At 65.7% G+C, this 18,160-nt stretch carries 17 protein-coding genes; 6 read left to right on the forward strand and 11 right to left on the reverse strand.

Features of this window, described 5'->3' with window-relative positions:
- Positions 1–2: 2 nt before the first annotated feature.
- Positions 3–431 (reverse strand): YciI family protein, encoded by a 429-nt coding sequence (locus ACE3T5_RS09940; protein WP_374667057.1) that lies wholly within the window; start codon positions 429–431, stop codon positions 3–5.
- A gap of 213 nt (positions 432–644) precedes the next feature.
- Positions 645–1,553: a DMT family transporter gene (locus tag ACE3T5_RS09945; protein WP_374667090.1), complete on the reverse strand. Its 909-nt coding sequence runs from the start codon at positions 1,551–1,553 to the stop codon at positions 645–647.
- A 143-nt stretch (positions 1,554–1,696) separates the two neighbouring features.
- On the opposite strand from ACE3T5_RS09945, the gene ACE3T5_RS09950 reads away from it, so the two are divergent.
- From ACE3T5_RS09950 to pruA, 4 genes are all read left to right on the forward strand, one after another.
- On the forward strand, positions 1,697–2,284 hold the full coding sequence (locus tag ACE3T5_RS09950) for a HutD family protein (protein ID WP_374667059.1): 588 nt from the start codon (positions 1,697–1,699) through the stop codon (positions 2,282–2,284).
- A gap of 56 nt (positions 2,285–2,340) precedes the next feature.
- On the forward strand, positions 2,341–3,183 hold the full coding sequence (gene hutG / locus ACE3T5_RS09955; RefSeq protein ID WP_374667061.1) for an N-formylglutamate deformylase: 843 nt from the start codon (positions 2,341–2,343) through the stop codon (positions 3,181–3,183).
- Between the two features lie 15 nt (positions 3,184–3,198).
- Positions 3,199–4,197, forward strand: coding sequence for a LysR family transcriptional regulator (locus tag ACE3T5_RS09960; RefSeq protein ID WP_374667064.1), 999 nt, complete (start codon positions 3,199–3,201; stop codon positions 4,195–4,197).
- A gap of 63 nt (positions 4,198–4,260) precedes the next feature.
- Positions 4,261–5,874, forward strand: coding sequence for an L-glutamate gamma-semialdehyde dehydrogenase (gene pruA, locus ACE3T5_RS09965; RefSeq protein ID WP_374667066.1), 1,614 nt, complete (start codon positions 4,261–4,263; stop codon positions 5,872–5,874).
- Between the two features lie 17 nt (positions 5,875–5,891).
- Here the strand turns inward: pruA and ACE3T5_RS09970 are convergent, their stop codons facing one another.
- The 9 genes from ACE3T5_RS09970 to dapA are packed head-to-tail and all read right to left on the reverse strand — an operon-like array spanning position 5,892 to position 15,966.
- Positions 5,892–7,028 (reverse strand): alpha-hydroxy acid oxidase, encoded by a 1,137-nt coding sequence (locus ACE3T5_RS09970; RefSeq protein WP_374667068.1) that lies wholly within the window; start codon positions 7,026–7,028, stop codon positions 5,892–5,894.
- A gap of 4 nt (positions 7,029–7,032) precedes the next feature.
- On the reverse strand, positions 7,033–8,481 hold the full coding sequence (locus ACE3T5_RS09975; protein WP_374667070.1) for an FAD-binding oxidoreductase: 1,449 nt from the start codon (positions 8,479–8,481) through the stop codon (positions 7,033–7,035).
- Positions 8,448–9,623 (reverse strand): ABC transporter ATP-binding protein, encoded by a 1,176-nt coding sequence (locus tag ACE3T5_RS09980; RefSeq protein ID WP_374667072.1) that lies wholly within the window; start codon positions 9,621–9,623, stop codon positions 8,448–8,450. The genes ACE3T5_RS09975 and ACE3T5_RS09980 overlap by 34 nt, the downstream gene beginning before the upstream one ends.
- A gap of 1 nt (position 9,624) precedes the next feature.
- Positions 9,625–11,196: an AMP-binding protein gene (locus tag ACE3T5_RS09985; RefSeq protein ID WP_374667074.1), complete on the reverse strand. Its 1,572-nt coding sequence runs from the start codon at positions 11,194–11,196 to the stop codon at positions 9,625–9,627.
- On the reverse strand, positions 11,184–12,248 hold the full coding sequence (locus tag ACE3T5_RS09990; RefSeq protein WP_374667076.1) for a hypothetical protein: 1,065 nt from the start codon (positions 12,246–12,248) through the stop codon (positions 11,184–11,186). The genes ACE3T5_RS09985 and ACE3T5_RS09990 overlap by 13 nt, the downstream gene beginning before the upstream one ends.
- A gap of 1 nt (position 12,249) precedes the next feature.
- Positions 12,250–13,113, reverse strand: a complete 864-nt coding sequence (locus tag ACE3T5_RS09995) for an ABC transporter permease (protein WP_374667078.1) — start codon at positions 13,111–13,113, stop codon at positions 12,250–12,252.
- Positions 13,114–13,115: 2 nt separating this feature from the next.
- Positions 13,116–13,955 (reverse strand): ABC transporter permease, encoded by an 840-nt coding sequence (locus ACE3T5_RS10000; protein ID WP_374667080.1) that lies wholly within the window; start codon positions 13,953–13,955, stop codon positions 13,116–13,118.
- A gap of 1 nt (position 13,956) precedes the next feature.
- A complete protein-coding gene (locus tag ACE3T5_RS10005) occupies positions 13,957–15,024 on the reverse strand; it encodes an ABC transporter substrate-binding protein (protein WP_374667082.1) in 1,068 nt (355 codons plus the stop codon).
- 12 nt (positions 15,025–15,036) lie between these two features.
- Complete coding sequence (gene dapA / locus ACE3T5_RS10010) at positions 15,037–15,966, reverse strand: 4-hydroxy-tetrahydrodipicolinate synthase (RefSeq protein WP_374667084.1); 930 nt, start codon at positions 15,964–15,966, stop codon at positions 15,037–15,039.
- Between the two features lie 217 nt (positions 15,967–16,183).
- Between dapA and ACE3T5_RS10015 the strand changes: the two genes are divergently transcribed.
- Together ACE3T5_RS10015 and ACE3T5_RS10020 are read left to right on the forward strand one after the other, a co-directional pair.
- Complete coding sequence (locus tag ACE3T5_RS10015) at positions 16,184–17,371, forward strand: NAD(P)/FAD-dependent oxidoreductase (RefSeq protein WP_374667086.1); 1,188 nt, start codon at positions 16,184–16,186, stop codon at positions 17,369–17,371.
- 26 nt (positions 17,372–17,397) lie between these two features.
- Complete coding sequence (locus ACE3T5_RS10020; protein WP_374667092.1) at positions 17,398–18,147, forward strand: electron transfer flavoprotein subunit beta/FixA family protein; 750 nt, start codon at positions 17,398–17,400, stop codon at positions 18,145–18,147.
- The last annotated feature ends 13 nt before the right edge of the window (positions 18,148–18,160 follow it).

The following is an 18,160-nucleotide window of genomic DNA, read 5'->3' on the forward strand; positions in this document are numbered from 1 at the left end:
GTTCAAGCGCCACGCGCCTGAACTTCCTTGCGCAGGCGCTCCTCCTGCTCGCGCAGCTCGGGCGTGAGCGCGTCGCCGAAGTCCTCTGCCGAATAGATCTGCCGGATCTCGATCTCGGAATCGGTGCGCATCGGGTTCGGGCACTTCTTCACCCACTCGATGGCCTCCTGCAGCGACGCGCACTTCCAGATCCAGAAGCCGGCCACCAGCTCCTTCGTCTCGGTGAAAGGCCCGTCGATCACGCGCCGCTCCCGCCCCGAGAAAGCCACCCGGGCGCCGCGCGAACTCGGGTGCAGACCCTCGCCCGCCTCCATCACGCCCGCCTTCACCAGCGCCTCATTGAAGGCGCCCATCTCGGCGAACTCCGCTTCCGTGGGCATCACGCCCGCCTCGCTGTCGGCGGTTGCCTTCACCATCACCATGAATCGCATCGGGATCTCCTTGGGGTCAGCCGGGCGGCCATCCGCCCACGTTACACGACGAATCGGGATGGCGGGAATCGACAACCGCGTGCTGCGCACCCAGCCTCCGCCAAGATCGCGTTGGAAAGTATCAATGTGCTGACCATCCACGACGCGCAACCCTGCTGCGGTCAAGCGCCTGGCGCCCCGGCCGGGCCGGGCTGAGTGGTGACCCTCGGTGCGTCAGTGCTCCTCCGCCGGGCTCCGCGGCGCGGAGGTGACACGCAGTGCCGTGGATGCAACGCCACTTCCAATGATCAAGGCGATGCCGCACCAACCGAGTGCTGACAGTTCATCGCCGAAGATCAGTGCGCCGAGGAGCGCCGAGAAGAGAATGCCTGTGTACTGCAGGTTCGCCACGATGATGGCCGTGCCCCCGCTGGTGGCATCCGAGTAGGCCCGCGTCATGCACCATTGCCCCAGGGCCGCCAACAGCCCGATCGGCAGCAGCCAGGCAGCCGCAGGCCAGGACAGTGGCGACATGCCTGCCACGGCCATCCAGGCGCCTCCGCCCAGCGCGCAGCCGAGCCCGAAGTAGAAGACCGTGCGGCTCTCCGGCTCGCCGGATCGCGACAGCGCTGCCACCTGCAGGTAGGCCATCGCCGCGGCAATGCTCGACAACACGCCGATCAGGCCGGCGAACAGCTGATCGGACGGCAGTTCCGGGCGCAGCAACAGCGCCACGCCGGCGAAGCCCGCGATCACGCTGAGCAGCAGGCTGGCCTGGACGGGCGCCTCGCGGCGGCGACCGGGCATCCAGCTCATGAGTGCGCCCGCGATCACGAAGACGGCGATCCAGATGCTGCTCATGTAGTTCAGCGCGTTCGCCGTGGCCAGGGGCAGATACGCGATGGCATAGAACCACGCCCCCAGCGCGATGATACCGATCAGGCTGCGCCACGCATGCATCCAGGGCACTGCCGTCCGCAGGGACACGCCCTCCATGCGGGCGAACCCCCACATGAAGAGCATGCCGATCACGCCCCGGTAGAAGATCATCTCCGCGCTGCTGAAGCTGGTGGCCGCGAACTTGATGCACACGCCCATCAGGGCAAACAACAGGGAAGCGACGATCATCCAAAGGGCGCGCATGGGAGGCAAGCTGGCAGCGGTACAGCGCTGCAGCCTAGTCGTGCCCTCGGGCTGGCGGCACCGAGCAGGGCCGTCGTGATCCTGATCACAAGGTCGGCTGATGCTGTGCGCAGGCTTGCCGGTCTGATGGAAGCTAGCCGCCCATGGCGACCCTCTTCGCAATCGATCTCATCCCGGCACAGCCCTGGAAGAACGGTGCCGGCTCCACGCGGCCGCTGGCTGAAGGCCCGGGCTGGCGGGTCAGCCTGGCGCAGGTGACCCGTGATGCACCGTTCTCAGTGTTCGACCAGACACGCCGGCACTCCGTGGTCGTCGCCGGAGGCGCGCTGCTCCTGCAGCGCAACGAACACACATTGGCAATGCGGCCCCATCGACTTTGCAGCTACACGGGCGAGGTGCCATGGCACTGTCAGCTTCAGGGTGAGCCCGCCACCGTGTTCAACGTCATGGTGGAGCCTTTGATCGCGGCGGTGGACATCCTCACGGGCCCCCATCTCCGGCTGGCCGGCCTCGCCGGCTCTACCCTGGTCCTGATGGCCGTGGGCGGGTCCTCGGCCTGCTTGACCGGCGAACAGACCAGCCACCTGCTGCCCGAGGGCAGCGTGCTGGTGTCTGATGGCGCAGCCGACCTTCAGGCCGACATCGCCAGCGCAGGATGGCCGCCCGATGGCACCCTGGCACCCTACCTCATCGCAGTGCGCGCCCGGTCGCATCGTCCGCGCTTATGCTGATTTGAAGGGGATGCGATGCCGCTGCCTGGCCGTGCCTCGACGCCGATGATGGCAACATGACAGCCGACCCGCTCTTTGCAGTCCGGCGCGGCCAAGCGCCGCTGCTGATCTCCATTCCGCATCTGGGAACGCGCATCCCGGACGATCTGAAAGACGTCTACACGGATGATGCGCTGCTGCTCGCCGACACGGACTGGCACCTCGACCGCCTGTATGCCTTCGCACGGCAACTCGACGCCACGGTGGTCCAGGCCAACGTGTCCCGCTATGTGATCGATCTCAATCGTCCGGCGAGTGGCGAGTCCCTCTACCCAGGCATGGTCACCACATCGCTGTGCCCATCCGAGACGTTCCGTGGCCAGGCCCTGTATCGCTCCGGCATGGAGCCCGACAGCGCCGAGGTCGCCAGGCGTGTACAGGTCTTCTGGCGCCCCTACCACGCAGCCCTGCAGCACGAACTGACCCGCCTGCGCAAGGAGCACGCCCATGTGCTGCTATGGGAGGCGCACTCCATTGCCAGCCTCCTGCCGCGGTTGTTCGCCGGGAAGCTTCCGGACCTGAACTTCGGCACGTCCGACGGCGAAAGCTGCCATGAGCGGGTCATCGCCGGCGCCTTGAAGCCGGCTCGCACGAGCCCGTTCACCTGGGTGCTCAATGGCCGCTTCAAGGGCGGCTTCATCACACGAAAGTACGGAACCCCGGCGGATGGCGTCCATGCGGTCCAGCTGGAGATGTGCCAGTCCGTCTACATGGACGAACATCCACCCTTCGGCTGGCGCGAGGACCTAGCGAAGGGCGCTTCGGACACCGTGCGCGCGTGCATCGAGGGGGCCCTCGAGGGGCTCCTCCTGCTGCCTGCGTCCGACAAGTCACGGCACGCCGATATACTCGCCGGCTAATCCAGCGCCCGGCCCATGAACTTGATCGACGAGCACGCACGTCCCGACTGGGAGCTGCTCGCGAGCTGGGTGGCCGTCATCGAGACCGGCAGCGTCTCAGAGGCAGCACGTCTGCTGCACATCTCCCAGGCCGCGGTGTCGCAGCGCATCAAGCAGCTGGAGACCGTATTCGCAACGCCCCTTCTTGACCGCTCCACGCGGCCGGCGCAGCCCACTGCAGCCGGGCAGCGGCTGTTCGAGAACGCCAAGGATCTGCTGACGCGCGCCGACCAGATGATGGAAAGCGTGCGCAATGTCAGTCGGGCCAAGCGCATGATCGTGCGCTTCGGCTGCGTGGACTCGTTTGCTGCCACGATCGGCCCCGCCCTGATCAAGGCGCTTTCCAGCTCGTCACACCAGATTCGCATGTGGTCCGGCATCACACCCAATCTGGAGTCCACCATTGAGGGCCGGCAGCTCGACCTCGCGGTCACGACGAGCGTCCAGTCATTGCCGGGCATTACACGGGTCCAGCTCTTCACCGAGCGCTACTACGTCGTTCTGCCAGCCACCTTCGAGGTCGACCGCCTGGGCTCCCTGCTCGACCTCAGCCGCCACTTGCAGTTCATGCGCTACAGCGCGCGGTCGCTCATCGGCGCCCAGATCGACGAGTATCTGCAGGCCAGTGGCGACGCCCTGGAGCGCACGTACGAATTTGACGCGACCGATCCCCTGCTGAGCCTCATCGCGAGCGGCATGGGATTCGCGCTGTCCACGCCGCTGTGCCTTTGGCAATCGCGGCACTTCCTGCCGCAGGTGCGCATCCTGCCTCTGGCTTCCTTCTCGCGCCAGGGCCGCCCGTATCCAGAGATGACACGCACCTTCTGCCTGGCCTACCGGCAGGGTGAGTTGGGCACGCTGCCGAACGAGGTTCGCGATCTCGTTCGCATCTCGGCACGCCATCTCTCGGCCGAGATAGGAGCCGCACTGCGACTGCCGAAGGATGTGCTCTGGACGCCTGCCGAGTCGGGTTGATCCAAAGAATAAGCGGCGCTTAAGGCGCTCTTCGGTGGCGAGACGGGACAGACAATGCGTCTCATGAACGCACTCCCCCAGTTCCCCCGCCCGGTCAATGAGCCGGAGTTCGACTACCGGGCACACGCCGAAGGCCGCGCCGAGTTGCACAGGCGCCTTTCGAGTACCGAAGTGGCCGAGATCCCTGCCGTGATTGGCGGCAAGCGCATCTACTCCGGCGACGTCGAGGAAGTACGGGCCCCGCATGACCGCGGGCGCCTGCTGGCGCGCATCCACCGCCCTTCCGCAGCAGACGTGGGCACTGCCATTGAGAGTTCACTGCTTGCCGCTCGCGAATGGGCGGCACTTCCGTTCGACAAGCGCGCCAGTGTGTTCCTGCGGGCGGCCGAGATCGTGGGGCAGGTCCGCCGGCACGAGATCACGGCGGCCACCATGCTCGGCCAGAGCAAGACGGTGGACCAGGCCGAGCCCGATGCGGCTGGCGAGCTGATGGACTTCATGCGCTTCAACGTGTTCGAGGCGCAGAAGATTCATGCCCAGCAGCCACTCACCGTGGCCAGCGCGATGAATCGCACGGACTGGCGGCCGCTGGAGGGTTTCGTCTACGCGGTCAGCCCGTTCAACTTCACTGCCATCGGGGCCAACCTGTGCTGCGGCCCTGCACTGATGGGCAATGTGAGCGTCTGGAAGCCGTCGCAGAAGTCCGCCTTGGCCAACTGGACGTTCTTCCAGATCCTGGAGCAGGCGGGACTGCCGCCGGGGGTGATCAACTTCATCCCCGCGGACCCGGCCATGGCGACCCGCGTCGTGCTGGAGTCCAGGGACTTCGCGGGCCTGCACTTCACTGGCTCCTCACAGGTCTTCAAGTCGCTCTGGCGCTCCATCGGCGAAAAAGTGGACGCCTATCGCACCTTGCCGCGCATCGTGGGCGAGACCGGCGGCAAGGATTTCGTGCTGGCCCACCCCTCTGCCGATCCCGTGGAGATCGTCACCGCACTGATCCGCGGTGCCTTCGAGTACCAGGGCCAGAAATGCAGCGCGGCCTCACGCGCCTACGTTCCCAGGAGCCTCTGGCCTGCCGTGAAGGTTGGACTCCAGGAGCGTCTGGCCGAACTGCGCATCGGCGACGTCGCGTTGCCGGAGACCTTCATGGGCGCCGTCATCGACGGTGCGTCGCATTCGCGCCTCGCGGGTCGCATCGCAGGCGCCAAGGAAGACCCGCAAGCCACGTTGATTCATGGTGGCCGAACCTGGACCGATCCGGGCTGGTTCATCGAGCCCACCGTGATCGAGGTGACCGATCCCCGTCACGCCCTGATGCGTGACGAACTGTTCGGACCTGTCCTGTCCGTGTTCGTGTACGCGGATGCCGAATGGGAAGAAACGCTGCGCCTGGTCGACGAGACCAGCGACTATGCGCTGACCGGTTCGGTCTTCTGCGTCGACCGGCACGCGCTGCTGCAGGCGGAAGGGGTGCTGCGCAATGCCGCCGGCAACCTCTACATCAACACGAAACCCACAGGCGCCGTGGTCGGCCAGCAACCGTTCGGTGGCGGCCGTGCCAGTGGGACCAATGACAAGGCCGGCTCGTGGATGAACCTCCTGCGCTGGACCTCGCCGCGCGTCATCAAGGAAAGCTACCTGCCGCAAGGGCCCTGGCGTTTCACCGGCTATTGAAGCAGGCCACGGGTCGTTCAGATGCGCGTCACATCTGAACGACCCAGTTCACGCAACACCGGCCGGCCGAGCAGCCGCAACGTGACCTCCAGTTCGCGACGCAGGATGGCAAGCACCTCTTCCGCGCCCGCTTCGTCACCTGCCGCCAGGCCATAGAGCGGCGCCCTGCCCAGCAGGACCCCGGAGGCGCCAAGGGCCACTGCCTTGGCGACCGCGCTGCCGCGCCGGATGCCGCCGTCCATCAGGACCGGCATGCTCCCACCCACTGCATCCACGACTGCGGCAAGCAGCTCGATGGCCGTCGGCGCATCTTCGAGTTGGCGGCCGCCGTGGTTGGACAGGACGATGCCGTCTGCACCGTATTGCCGGGCCAGCCTGGCATCGTCGACGCACCCGATGCCCTTTACCACGACCGGGCCGTTCCAGTGACGGCGAAGCCAGGCCAGATCGGTCCAGGTCAGGGATCGGTTCATCTCCTGCGCCATCGTGGCGGCCTGGGTAGTGATGTCGGCCCGCTGCTCGCTGCAGTCAGCGAGGTTCACCATCTGCGGCATCCCGTGCACGCCTGTAGAGAGGCACCAGCGGGGGTGCCGGGCAATGTCGAGCAGGAGCCGAGGCGTCCAGCGCAGCGGCAACGTGAAGCCATTGCGTCGATAGTGGTCACGCGTACCTGCCACGGGCGTGTCCACCGTGATCAGCAGCACGCTGAAGCCACAAGAGCGTGCCTTGGCCATCCAGCGCTCGGCGATCCGCCGGTCGTTCTGCACATAGAGCTGGAGCCACAGCGGGCCGCATGCTGCTGCACGAACGGACTCGATGCGCGATGTGGAGGCCGTGGAGAGCACAAACGGGAGGCCGGCGCGCCCGGCGGCGCGGGCCAGCTTCTCCTCGGCTTGCGGCCGATAAAGGCCGTTCAGGCCCGTCGGACCTACCGCCACGGGCATGGCGAGTTGCTGACCGTACAGCGTGGCGGTCATATCGACATTCGCCACGTCCACCAGTGACCGCGGCACAAAGCCGATCCGGCCGAACGCAGACTCGTTGCGGGCCATCGCGCGGCCATCTTCGGCGCCACCCTCCAGGTAGTCAAAGGCGAAGCGCGGAAGTCGTCGGCGTGCGGCGGCACGCCAGTCGCTCACGGTCGCAAGCGGCATGACCTCAATCGACGGGGGGCAGCACCCGCCCAGGATTCATGATGCCGCGTGGATCCAGCATGCGCTTGACCTGCCACATCAGGCCCAGCTCCACCGGATCCTTGTACTTCGCCATCTCGTGCAGGTGCAGGCTCCCAATGCCATGCTCGGCACTGAAGGTGCCACCCATGGGGATGGCGATGTCATACAGGTCCTGTGCCAGCCTTGTCTGCCAGCCGGCCTTGTCTTCGGTGGCCTCCCACTGAGCGTGCGGCACCATGACGATGTAGTGGAGATTGCCATCGCCGATGTGCCCGACGATGACCACGGTGGTTCCCGGGTGCGCCCGCGCCACCATCGCACCTGCCTGGTTGACGAAGTCCGGGATGCGATAGACGGGCACCGCGATATCGTGCGTGAGGCCCATCCCCTCGCGCTTGTTCGCTTCCGTCACGTTGTGCCGCAGGTGCCAGATGGCCTGTCGCTGCTTCTCGCTGGTGGCAATGACGGCATCGCGCACCGTGCCATCCTGGACGGCGCCCTCGACGCAGGCACTCAGCTCGTCGGTCACCTGTTCAGCAGGCGCCGACGCGGTCAGCTCGACGATCAGCTGCCATTGGCCGCGATCACCCAGCGGACAAGCGCTGCCGGGGATGTGCCGCAAGACGATCTCGGTCTCCGAGAGAGACATCAGCTCGAGCGCGACCAGCTCGCCTGGAAAGCGCTTCTGAAGGCGCCCGCCGAGTGCCACGGCGTCCTCCACGTGGTTCAGCGAGAACATCGCCGTGACGGTCGTGGGCGCCAGCGGGTACAGCTTCAACGCTGCGGCGGTGATGACACCCAGCGTGCCTTCGGCGCCAATGAAGAGGTTCTTCAAGTCGTAGCCGCTGTTGTCCTTGCGCAGCGTGCGCAAGCCGTTCCACACGCGGCCATCCGGCAGCACCGCCTCGATGCCAAGGACGAGATCGCGCATGTTCCCGTAGCGCACGACGCCGGTCCCGCCGGCGTTGGTGGCGAGGTTGCCGCCTATCTGACAGGAACCCTCGGCACCCAGGCTGAGTGGGAAGTATCGATCCACCGCGCGCGCGGCCTCCTGAACGGTCGCGAGCACGCAACCCGCCTCCACCGTCATCGAGTTGTTCGCGGGGTTCACTTCGCGAATCCGGCGCAGCCTCTCCAGGCTCATCACAACGCCAAGACCATCGGCGGAGGGAACCGACCCGCCGCAAACGCTGGTGTTGCCGCCCTGCGGGAAGACCGGAACCCCATTCTCATGGCAGTACGCCAGCACGGCTGACACTTCGGCTACCGACTGTGGCAGGACGATGCAGGCCGCACGGCCATGGTGGCGGTCGCGCCAGTCATGCAGGTACCGCTGCTGGTCTGCCTCGCCAGTCAGCACCGCGCGATCGCCCAGCAGGGCCTTGAGATCCGCGGCCGTCAATCCAGCACCACCGAGTTGGCCTTCGACCACGCCAGGCGCACCTTCCGGCCCGGCTGGATGCCGGACTCTTCGCGCGACGAGATGCGCGAGGCCAGCAGCCGCTCCCCGGCGGCGAGCACTTCAACGCGCGTGCGGCCCCCCACGAACGACAGCTGGGTCACTTCACCATCCACCACGTTCTCTTCGTTGGTGGCCTCACCGGGCGTCAGCACACGGATATTCTCCGGACGAATCAGCACTTCCACCTTGGCCCCCGGCTGCGGATGCCGACTGTGCACCTGCAGAGCCGTGCCGGCACCCGTCTGGACGACGCCGGCCTCCAGCAGCGTGCCGGCGAGGATATTGGACTCGCCCACGAAGTCGGCCGTGAACCGATTGGCCGGTTCGAAGTACAGCTGCGATGGCGTTCCGAGATGCTCCACCCGGCCATGGTTCATCAGACAGATGGTGTCCGACAGGTTGAGGGCCTCCTCCTGGTCGTGCGTGACATAGATGAGGGTGGTGCCGATGTCCCGGTGCAGGCTCTTGATCTCACCCTGCAACTGATCACGCAGCTTCTTGTCGAGGGCGCCCAGGGGTTCATCCATGAGGATGATCGACGGTGAGTAGACCAGGCAGCGCGCGATCGACACCCGCTGCTGTTGACCGCCCGACAGCTCTTTCGGCTTGCGCTGCGCGAACTTCGCCAGACCCACCTTGTCCAGCGTGGCGGCCACCTGCGCACGGATCTGGTCAGCCGACCAGTTGCGTACCTTGAGCGGGAAGGCGACGTTCTCGAAGACGGTCATGTGGGGCATGAGCGCGTAGTTCTGGAACACCATGCCGAGTCCGCGCTCGCGCGAGGGCTTGTCGGTGACATCCACGCCATCCAGGAACACCCGCCCCGTGGTCGGAGATATCGCGCCAGCGATGAGATTGAGGATCGTGCTCTTGCCCGAGCCGCTTGGACCGAGGAGGGTGAGGAACTCGCCCCTTCGGACGCTCAGGTCGAGCTGGTGCAGAACGGTGGACTCGCCGTAGCGCTTGCTCACACCAACGAACTGGACGGCCACGTCGGTGCCGTTCCGAAAAGGATGGGTCATCTTGTGCTCCGCGCCGGCGCCGTCTGCATGGCCCGGCGAAGCCGAACCCTCCAACGTCGTCCTGAGCGCCATGGTGGTGGCCTGGATCATGTCACTTCCCCCTGTCCCAGCAGTCGTCGATTGCCTTCGACAGATGCTGCTTCTGGATGCGTTCGGTCGGCGTCTTCTGGAAGCCTTCCACGAACTTCACGAACCGCGGCACCTGGAAGGCGGCCATGCGGGGTTCCGCCCATGTGACCAGGTCGGCCTCGGTCAGTGCCGGATCGCGCCGCTTGACAAACAGCTTCAGGTCCTCGTCGGCGAACTCGTTGCGTACACCGACGAGCGCGCATTCCTCCACGCCAGGATGCTGGCTGAAGACGCGCTCGACCTCCCAGGCCGAGACGTTCTCGCCCCGACGGCGAAGACTGTCCTTCTTGCGGCCAAGGAACCGGAAGTGGCCATCGGCATCCTGAGTCGCCAGATCACCCGTGTAGAGCCATCCGTCGCGCAGCGCGGCGGCCGTTGCCTCGGGGTTGTTGTAGTAGCGCGAGACCAGCACGCCCGGCTCGCGTCCGCGCACGCGGATCTCGCCCGGCTCCCCGACGGCGGGCTGGCGACCCGCGTCGTCCACGAGCTGGACTTCGAAGTACGGAACAGCGGTCCCGATGGAGCCGAGCTTGCCTTCCGGGTTGATGGTGCTGAAGCTGGACGTCTCCGTCATGCCATAGCCTTCGTGGATCCGCACTCCGAATCGCTCCTCGAAGCCGCGCCAGATCTCCACTGGCGCACCGCCGCCCCACGCGATCTTCACGCCGTGCGACCGGTCATCCGGCGAAGGCGGCTGCTTCATCAGCAGTTGCAGGACGCCGCCCACGAAGTGGATGTGCGTCACCCCGCCAGCCCTCGCCTCGTCCCACAGCCTGGAGGCGCTGAACCGGGGGACCATCACGAGCGTGACCGGCACCATCAGCGCGAGCACGAGCACTTCCGTGCCGAAGACGTGATAGATCGGATCCCAGAAATGCAGAACGCTGCCCGGCGCAATGCGCCCTATCCAGATCGAGCCGAGCGCAGCCGCACGGATCATCCGGTCAGGCATCACCACCCCCTTCGCGGCGCCGGTGGTGCCGGAGGTGTACAGGATCTGCCGGATCCGGGTGTCAGACTGTTCCGCGACGGGTGCATCCTGCGCAGCGGGGATGGCGTAGAGCACGCTGTCCATCTGCCCGGCATCGATCGCAGGTTCACGCCAGAGCGTCTGCATGGCCTCGCCGCGCAAGTCGATCACCTCCCGCAGCTGGTCGCGATAGATGGCGTCGGCGATCAGGAAGCCAGGATGTGCGTGCTCGAAGATGTGCGCGAGGCCCATGCCCCTGAGCGCGGTGTTGATCGGCACGTGTACCGCGCCGATCTGCATGATCGCAAAGAAGGTGATGACATGGTCGAGGTGATGGGACAGCACCACGGCCACGTGCATGCCCTCGCGCAGGCCCTGCGCATGGAGAATGCCGCTGGCGACCCGCACTCGCTCGGCAAGGTCGGCATAGGTGACCTCCACCCCTTCGGCCTTGCAATAGACGTGTGCGGGACGCGCTCGTGCGCACTCCGCCAACAGCTTGTGCACGTTGTCAGACGGGGAGAAGTAGTTCGTCTCCCCGGGCGGTGGCGTCACTGCATCCATCGCTGGTGGTCCTGGAAGCGCCACACCTCCACACCCTTGCCGGCATCGAAAGTGCGCTGGGCGGTGAAGCGCCCGCTGGTGACCCGGGTGGCCATCTCGAAGAAGGCGAACAGCGCAGCGCGCATCTCCTCGGTGGCGATCGGCATGAAGGGCGTGAACTGCCGGAAGGATAGTTCGGTGACCGCGTCCGACCTCCTGGCCAACTCGACCTCGTTGCGGAATGAGCGCAGGATCGCCGCAGTCATCTGCGCTACCGCATGGGGTGTCTTGTCCACACATCCGGTCTGCCTGGCAAGCTGCCCGGTGAACTGCACCGCGAGGAACCGCATCGCCATCCGAACGATGTGGGTTGCCGTCTGCTCTCCGAAGAGACGAATCACCGCCTCGATCGAGTGCAGCGCATAGTCAGCCGCGTAGTTGTGACTGCCCTTGAGCACACGCGCCTCGGGCCATGCCTTCGGATCGAGCTTCGGTGCGGTGGCAGGGTCGAACTCCGGGCTTCGGGTCACCGGGATGATGGCCATTCGCTCCGTCGGCGCCAGGTCATGGTCGCACTCCTCGAAGTAGCCTTCGTCGTAGGGATTTCCCTCGGCCACGAACTTCGTAGCCACCCAGCGGAGACGCGGGCAGCCCAGCAGCTCGCCGTTTCGCGGGTGCCAGGTCGAGAGGATGGTCCGCCGAACTGAGCTGGGCACAGCCATGGCTGCAATCCCCGGAAAACTCCCCCATGGCGGCATGTAGCGGATCCAGGCCTTCCTCGGCGACTCCTCGATGATCTGCATGGTGAGGCCACCGATCGAGTTGCTGAAGTAGTGGTACTTGGCAGCTGCCACGGCAGGCGGATCGTTCTCGATGCCGAGCTTCACGAGCGCGTCACGGAATCGGATGGTCTGTTCAGCCGACATCAGCGAACGCCAGACGTCGTTCAGCGCCTGCTCGCCCTTCTCTCGATACAGCGTGGCCGTGACCGCGCTGACCACCAGCCACCCAAACTGGGTGGACAGCGCCACGCGCTCGCGCAGGGATTCAATGGATTCGTCGTGTGAAGTCATGTCAGGTGGGGTTGAGTTGGGGGCTGTTGGCCGTGGGGACATCGGGGGCGCCCTCGCGGGCGGTCCGGGGCTGCAGCAGCACGGAAACGAGGCAGACGAGAAACGACATCACGGTCAGCAACGTGGAGACCGCAGCGATCACCGGGGAGACACCCCAATGGATGCTGCTGTACATGCGCACAGGCAGCGTCGTGGTCTGGGCACTCGACAGGAACCAGGCGATCACGACCTCATCGAACGAGATAAGGAAGGCGAACAAGGCGCCTGCGACGATGGAAGGCACCAGCTGCGGCAGCACCACACGGAAGAAGAGCGTGAACCGCGACGCACCCATCATGGTGGCGGCGAACTCGATCGCCGGATCCAGCTGACGGATACCTGCGCCGATCGTGACGACCACGAACGGAATGACATAGACCGCATGGCCCAGCACCAGGGCGAGCGTCGTTCCCGTGGAGCCCAGGCGCGAGAAGTACAGATACATGCCGAGGGCGAGCACGATGACGGGCACCAGCACCGGACTCATCATCAGACCCGTCGCGAGCTGCTTCCCCGGGAACTCGAAGCGCACGAGCGCATACGCCGCCGGCACCGATACGACGGTCACGAGGACGCAGACGATCGCGGCGATCTTCAGGCTCTGCAGCACGGGGGCCATCCAGGTGGCGGTGGTGAAGAGCTCGTGATAGAGCTGCAGCGAGAGCGTCTTGGGCGGAAAGCTGAGGTCGCCTCCAGGCCCGCCAAACGAGATCGGGATCACGATCAGGCTGGGGACGACCAGGTACGCATAGACGGCGATCGCCAGGATCAGACCCACCAGGCGCCAGCGCCGCGTGAGCTTGTCGTTGCGGAGTGCTTCTTCCATCGTCAGACTCCTCGCGCGGATCCGCGCATCTTCTGCAGCTGCATGGCGGTCCCGGCGAACAACGTGACGATGGCCAGCAGGATGACGCCGATCGCGGCAGCCATGTTCCAGTCCAGCGTTTCCCGGGTGTAGAAGTCCACGAGGTTGGCCAGCATCAGGTCCTTTCGCCCACCCAGCAGTGCCGGGATGACGAAGAAGCCTGTGGCCATGACGAAGGTGCTGATGAGCGCGGATGCCACGCCGGGCATGCTGAGCGGCAGCGTCACCTTCCAGAACACGGTGGGCGGCTTGGCGCCCATGATCTCCACCGCCCGATAGATTGATCGATCGATCGCCAGCAGGCTGGCCAGCACGGGAAAGACCACGAACGGAATCAGGTAGTTCGTCATGCCGATCATCACGCCAGCCCGGTTGAACAACATCGGGATCTGGGCACCTGACCCGAAGGCCCAGACGAGCACCGAGTTGACGACGCCCTCCTTGCCGAGCAGCACCGTGAACGCATAGCTCTTGACGAGAATGCTGGTCCAGAAGGGCACCAGCACGAGGATCATGCAGAAGGCCCTGGGGCGCGGCGCCAGGCGACTCAGGTGCAACGCCACGGGATAGCCCAGCAACAAGCTGAGCACGGCGCCCATGGCACTGATCTCGAACGTGGTGACCAGGGCGCGCCGGAACAGCGCGCTCTCCCAGAGGCTCTTGTAGGCCTCCAGGCTGAACGAGCCCTGGACGAACAGACTGGTATAGAGCACGAATGCCAGCGGCGCGAGCACCACCAGCACGGCCAGCAGCAGCGCCGGGCCGAGGTAGATGAAGGCTTCACGCCCTGGCTTCGCGGTCATGTCAGGCCAGCACCCATTCCTTGAAGCGGCGACCGACCGAGTCGAACTTGTCGGCCCAGTACTCGTCGTTCAGGATGGCGTTGTTGGGGTTGTCGACGTTGCCCATCCACTTGCGCGCGTCTTCGGCCACCAGCGGCAGCGCCTTGCGGCTGGTGGGGATGTTGCCCAGCAGCGTCATGAGCGCGGCCTGCCGGTCCGGACGCATCGCGAACTGCACGAACTTCATCGCGTTGGCCTTGTTCGGTGCACCCTTCAGAACGGCGAGGTACTCCGTGCCGAGCAAGGCCTGGTCGAAGCTGAACGCGTACTTGCCGCCAGTCTGCGTGCGGACGCGGGATGCATAGACGTAGCTGAAGTTCACCTCGCCACGCTCCAGCAGCGTGATGGCCTGGGGCGTCTCCGTGACCCATTGGCCGATGTGCGGCTTGATGCGCTCAAGCGCCTTGAACGCCCGGTCGAGATCCAGCGGGTAGAGATCCTTGGGCTTGACGCCATCCGCGAGCAGGGCCGCCTCGAGCGTCTCGCTGGGGCGGTTGCGCAGGGTCCGCATGCCGGGGAACTTCTTCACATCCCAGTATTCGGCGAAGTTGCGCGGCGCCTTGCCGGGGCCGAACCGGGCCGGGTCCCAGCCCACGCCACCGGCAAACATGTAGAACGGCACCAGGTCCTTCTTGAGTCCGCCGACAATGTCCTTGGCGTCGAACATCGCGGGGTCAAGCGGCTCCCAGTAGCCGGCCTTGGAACCCTGGGCGCCAGGCGCACCGACGGCATCGAAGACGTCCCATTCGATATTGCCCGTCATCTGCTGGGCCTTCACCTTGGCCAGATCCGGCGTGTCGATCACGGTGACCTGCACGCCGAACTCCTTCTCGAACGGCTTGACCAGCGCGGTCTCCACCGAGGTCCGGTAGGAGCCGCCATAGCTGACGAGCACCATCTTGCCGCCGCTCTGAGCCCGGGCGCGCCCCGGGGTGATGACGAAAGGTGCTGCCACCGCAAGGGCGGCACCACCGCTGATGGCTTGGAGCACCCTGCGGCGCTCACGATTCTGGATGGGCTGGTTCGACATGGGTTCTCCTGTTCAGGGGCTGTGGGGGGAAAGGGTGGAAGCAAGGCCGCGCTCGATGTCCAGCGCGTTCTTAAGGACCTGGCGCAACTGCTCGACGCATGCATCGCTGGCGGGGACCAAGGGTTCGATCACGGCGCCGTGATCCAGGTCGAGCAGGCGCAGTGCTGCCTTGATCGGCCCGGGATTGGGTTCGCTGTAGAGCGCTTCGATGATCGGCTGAAGGCGAGCATGCAGCGCCATGGCAGCCGTGAGATCACCCCGCTCGGCGAGGCTGAAGATCTGGCACCAGGCGCGCGGCAGCAGATTGGAACTGGCCAGCATGCCGCCCACGGCACCCATCGCGACGTGGAGTGGGAACACACTCTCCTCGCCGCTCAGGATGGCGATCCGGTTGCCAACGGCCTGCGCGACACGCATCTGCTGGTGAAGATCCGGATTGCAGGCCTTCATGGCCACCGTGCGGGTCTGGGAGACGATCCTCTCCACCGTTTCGGGCAGCAGCGAGACACCCGTCCGGTAGGGGATCTCATAGAGGACCATGTCACCATCGACAGCGTCGCTCACCCGTCGGAAGTAGTCCACCATGCCTTGCTGGGTGGGCCGGGAATAGAAAGGCGTGACGATCATCACCGAGTCCGCGCCGGCGCGCAGGTAGTCACGCGCAGCGCGGATGGTGTCCTGCAGGCCCGGATGAAGAACGCTCGCGACGACGGGCACGCGACCAGCAGCCGCCTCCACGGTGACCTCGAGCATCGCGATCCGCTGCGCGTCATCCAGCGCGGTGAACTCGCCCGTGCCACCGATCGGCAGTAGGCCCGTGATGCCGCTGGCCAGCTGGGCCTCGACATGGGCTCGCGCCACCGACGCCACCACGCGGCCCGTCGCATCGATCGGGGTGCAGGTGGCGGTGAAAATGCCGCGGTAACGCGCTGGTCTCGTCATGGGGTTTGTGCTGAGCTTGTTTCAGGTTCGTGACGCATCGTAGGGACCGCCACTTCAAGCCGGTTCGTTCATACGTCCGACTGATGCTAAGTATTAGGCGGTCTGGCCGCGGCGCGACTTCCCGGCACCGCGTTTTTGCAGAGTATTGGTTTTGCTTATGCTCCGCGGCACGCAGCACCAGCGCACCAACACTCCCTGCACCTTGCAGGAGAGTCCCTTGGAAAAATTCGATGTGATCGTCATCGGCGGTGGTGTGATCGGTTCCTCCGTCGCCTTTCACCTCGCAGCGCTGGGCGCTGGCAGCGTTCTTCTCATCGAGCGCGATCTGGTCGGCTCCGGAACGACCTCTCAGTCATCAGGCATCCTCCGCACGCACTACTCCGTGCGCGAGAACGTGGAGCTGGCTCGCCGCTCGTGGGATGTCTTCAATCGGTTCGCGGAGTATCTGGATGACGATGAGGCGTCGTGCGGCCTGGTGAAGTGCGGTTACCTCATCAGCGCCGCGGACGACGACAAGCTGGAGCCTCTGCGAGCATCGCTGAAGCAACAGGAGAGCCAGGGCGTCCGGCTTGAGTACCTGGATCGGGCTCAGGCCACCAGATTGCTGCCCATCGCCTCGTTCGATGATGCCGCGCTGATCGGGTTCGAGCCGGACGCCGGCTTCGCCGATGCCTACATGGTGGCCACCAGTTTCGCCAAAGGTGCGCGTCGACGCGGCGTCAAGGTCAAGGAGGGCGTGACCGTGAACCGCCTGGTGCTGGAAGGCGGCCGGGTGGTGGGCGTCTCGACAACAGCAGGCGACTTCGCATGCGACACCGTGGTCAGCACCCAGAACATCTGGACGCCCGAACTCGCCGCATGGGTCAGCCACGCAATGCCCGTCGTCCCCGAGCGACACGCCGTCCTGGCACTGGAGTGCGCCGAGGCACCATACACGTTCGACATGCCGGTCTTCAAGGATCTTTCGTCCCCCGGCATGCTTTATTGCCGCAGTTATGGCGGACGGCAGATGCTGGTGAGCGAAGGACTGGTCGGCGAGAAACTGTCGAACTCGCAGACGGAACAGGGCGACATTCCGCTGGACTACGTCGCCGAGGTCGGCGCCCAGGTGGCGACGCGATTCCCGGCTTATGAGACCGCGGGCCTCGCATCGTCCTGGACGGGCGTCTATGACGTCACGCCGGACTGGAACCCCGTGCTCGGCCGGCTCCCGGGGGTACAGGGGCTCGTCATGGGCTATGGCTTCTCAGGCCATGGCTTCAAGCTTTCTCCGACCGTGGGCCGCGTACTGGCACAGGAGGCCCTGGGCATGACGCCCGACGTCTCGCTGCAGCCGTACTCCATCGCCCGTTTCGACACCGGCGCCCTGCTGGTCGGCAAATACGGCTCGGGTGCCGTTTCCTGATCCCTGAAGCAAACGCAAAGATGAAGATGAAGATCCTGGTCCCCGTCAAGCGCGTGGTGGACTACAACGTGAAAGTCCGCGTCAAGTCGGACGGCAGCGGCGTGGACATCGCCAACGTGAAGATGAGCATGAACCCCTTCGACGAGATTGCCGTCGAGGAGGCCGTGCGCTTGAAGGAAAAGGGCGCCGCCACCGAGGTGATCGCGGTGTCGTGCGGCGTCGCGCAGTGCCAGGAGACCCTGCGCACGGCCATGGCCATCGGCGCCGACCGGGCCATCCTGGTGCAGACCGACGTGGAGCTGCAGCCGCTGGCCGTGGCCAAGCTGCTGAAGGCGCTGGTCGACAAGGAGCAGCCGGGTCTCGTGATCCTGGGCAAGCAGGCCATCGACGACGACTGCAACCAGACCGGCCAGATGCTCGCCGCGCTGGCGGACCTGCCGCAGGCCACCTTCGCCAGCAAGGTCGAGGTGGCCGATGGCCAGGTGCGCGTCACGCGTGAAGTCGATGGCGGCCTGGAGACGCTGGCCATGGCCGCGCCCGCGGTCATCACCACCGACCTGCGCCTGAACGAGCCGCGCTACGTGACGCTGCCCAACATCATGAAGGCGAAGAAGAAGCAGCTGGACACCGTCACCCCGGCCGACCTGGGCGTGGATGTCGCCCCGCGCCTGAAGACCCTGAAGGTCGCCGAGCCGCCCAAGCGCGGCGCGGGCGTGAAGGTGCCGGATGTCGCGGCGCTGGTGGACAAGCTGAAGAACGAAGCCAAGGTGGTCTGAAGCCGGACGCCCG

The sequence above is a fragment of the Ramlibacter sp. genome (assembly GCF_041916345.1).
Classification (GTDB): domain Bacteria; phylum Pseudomonadota; class Gammaproteobacteria; order Burkholderiales; family Burkholderiaceae_C; genus Ramlibacter.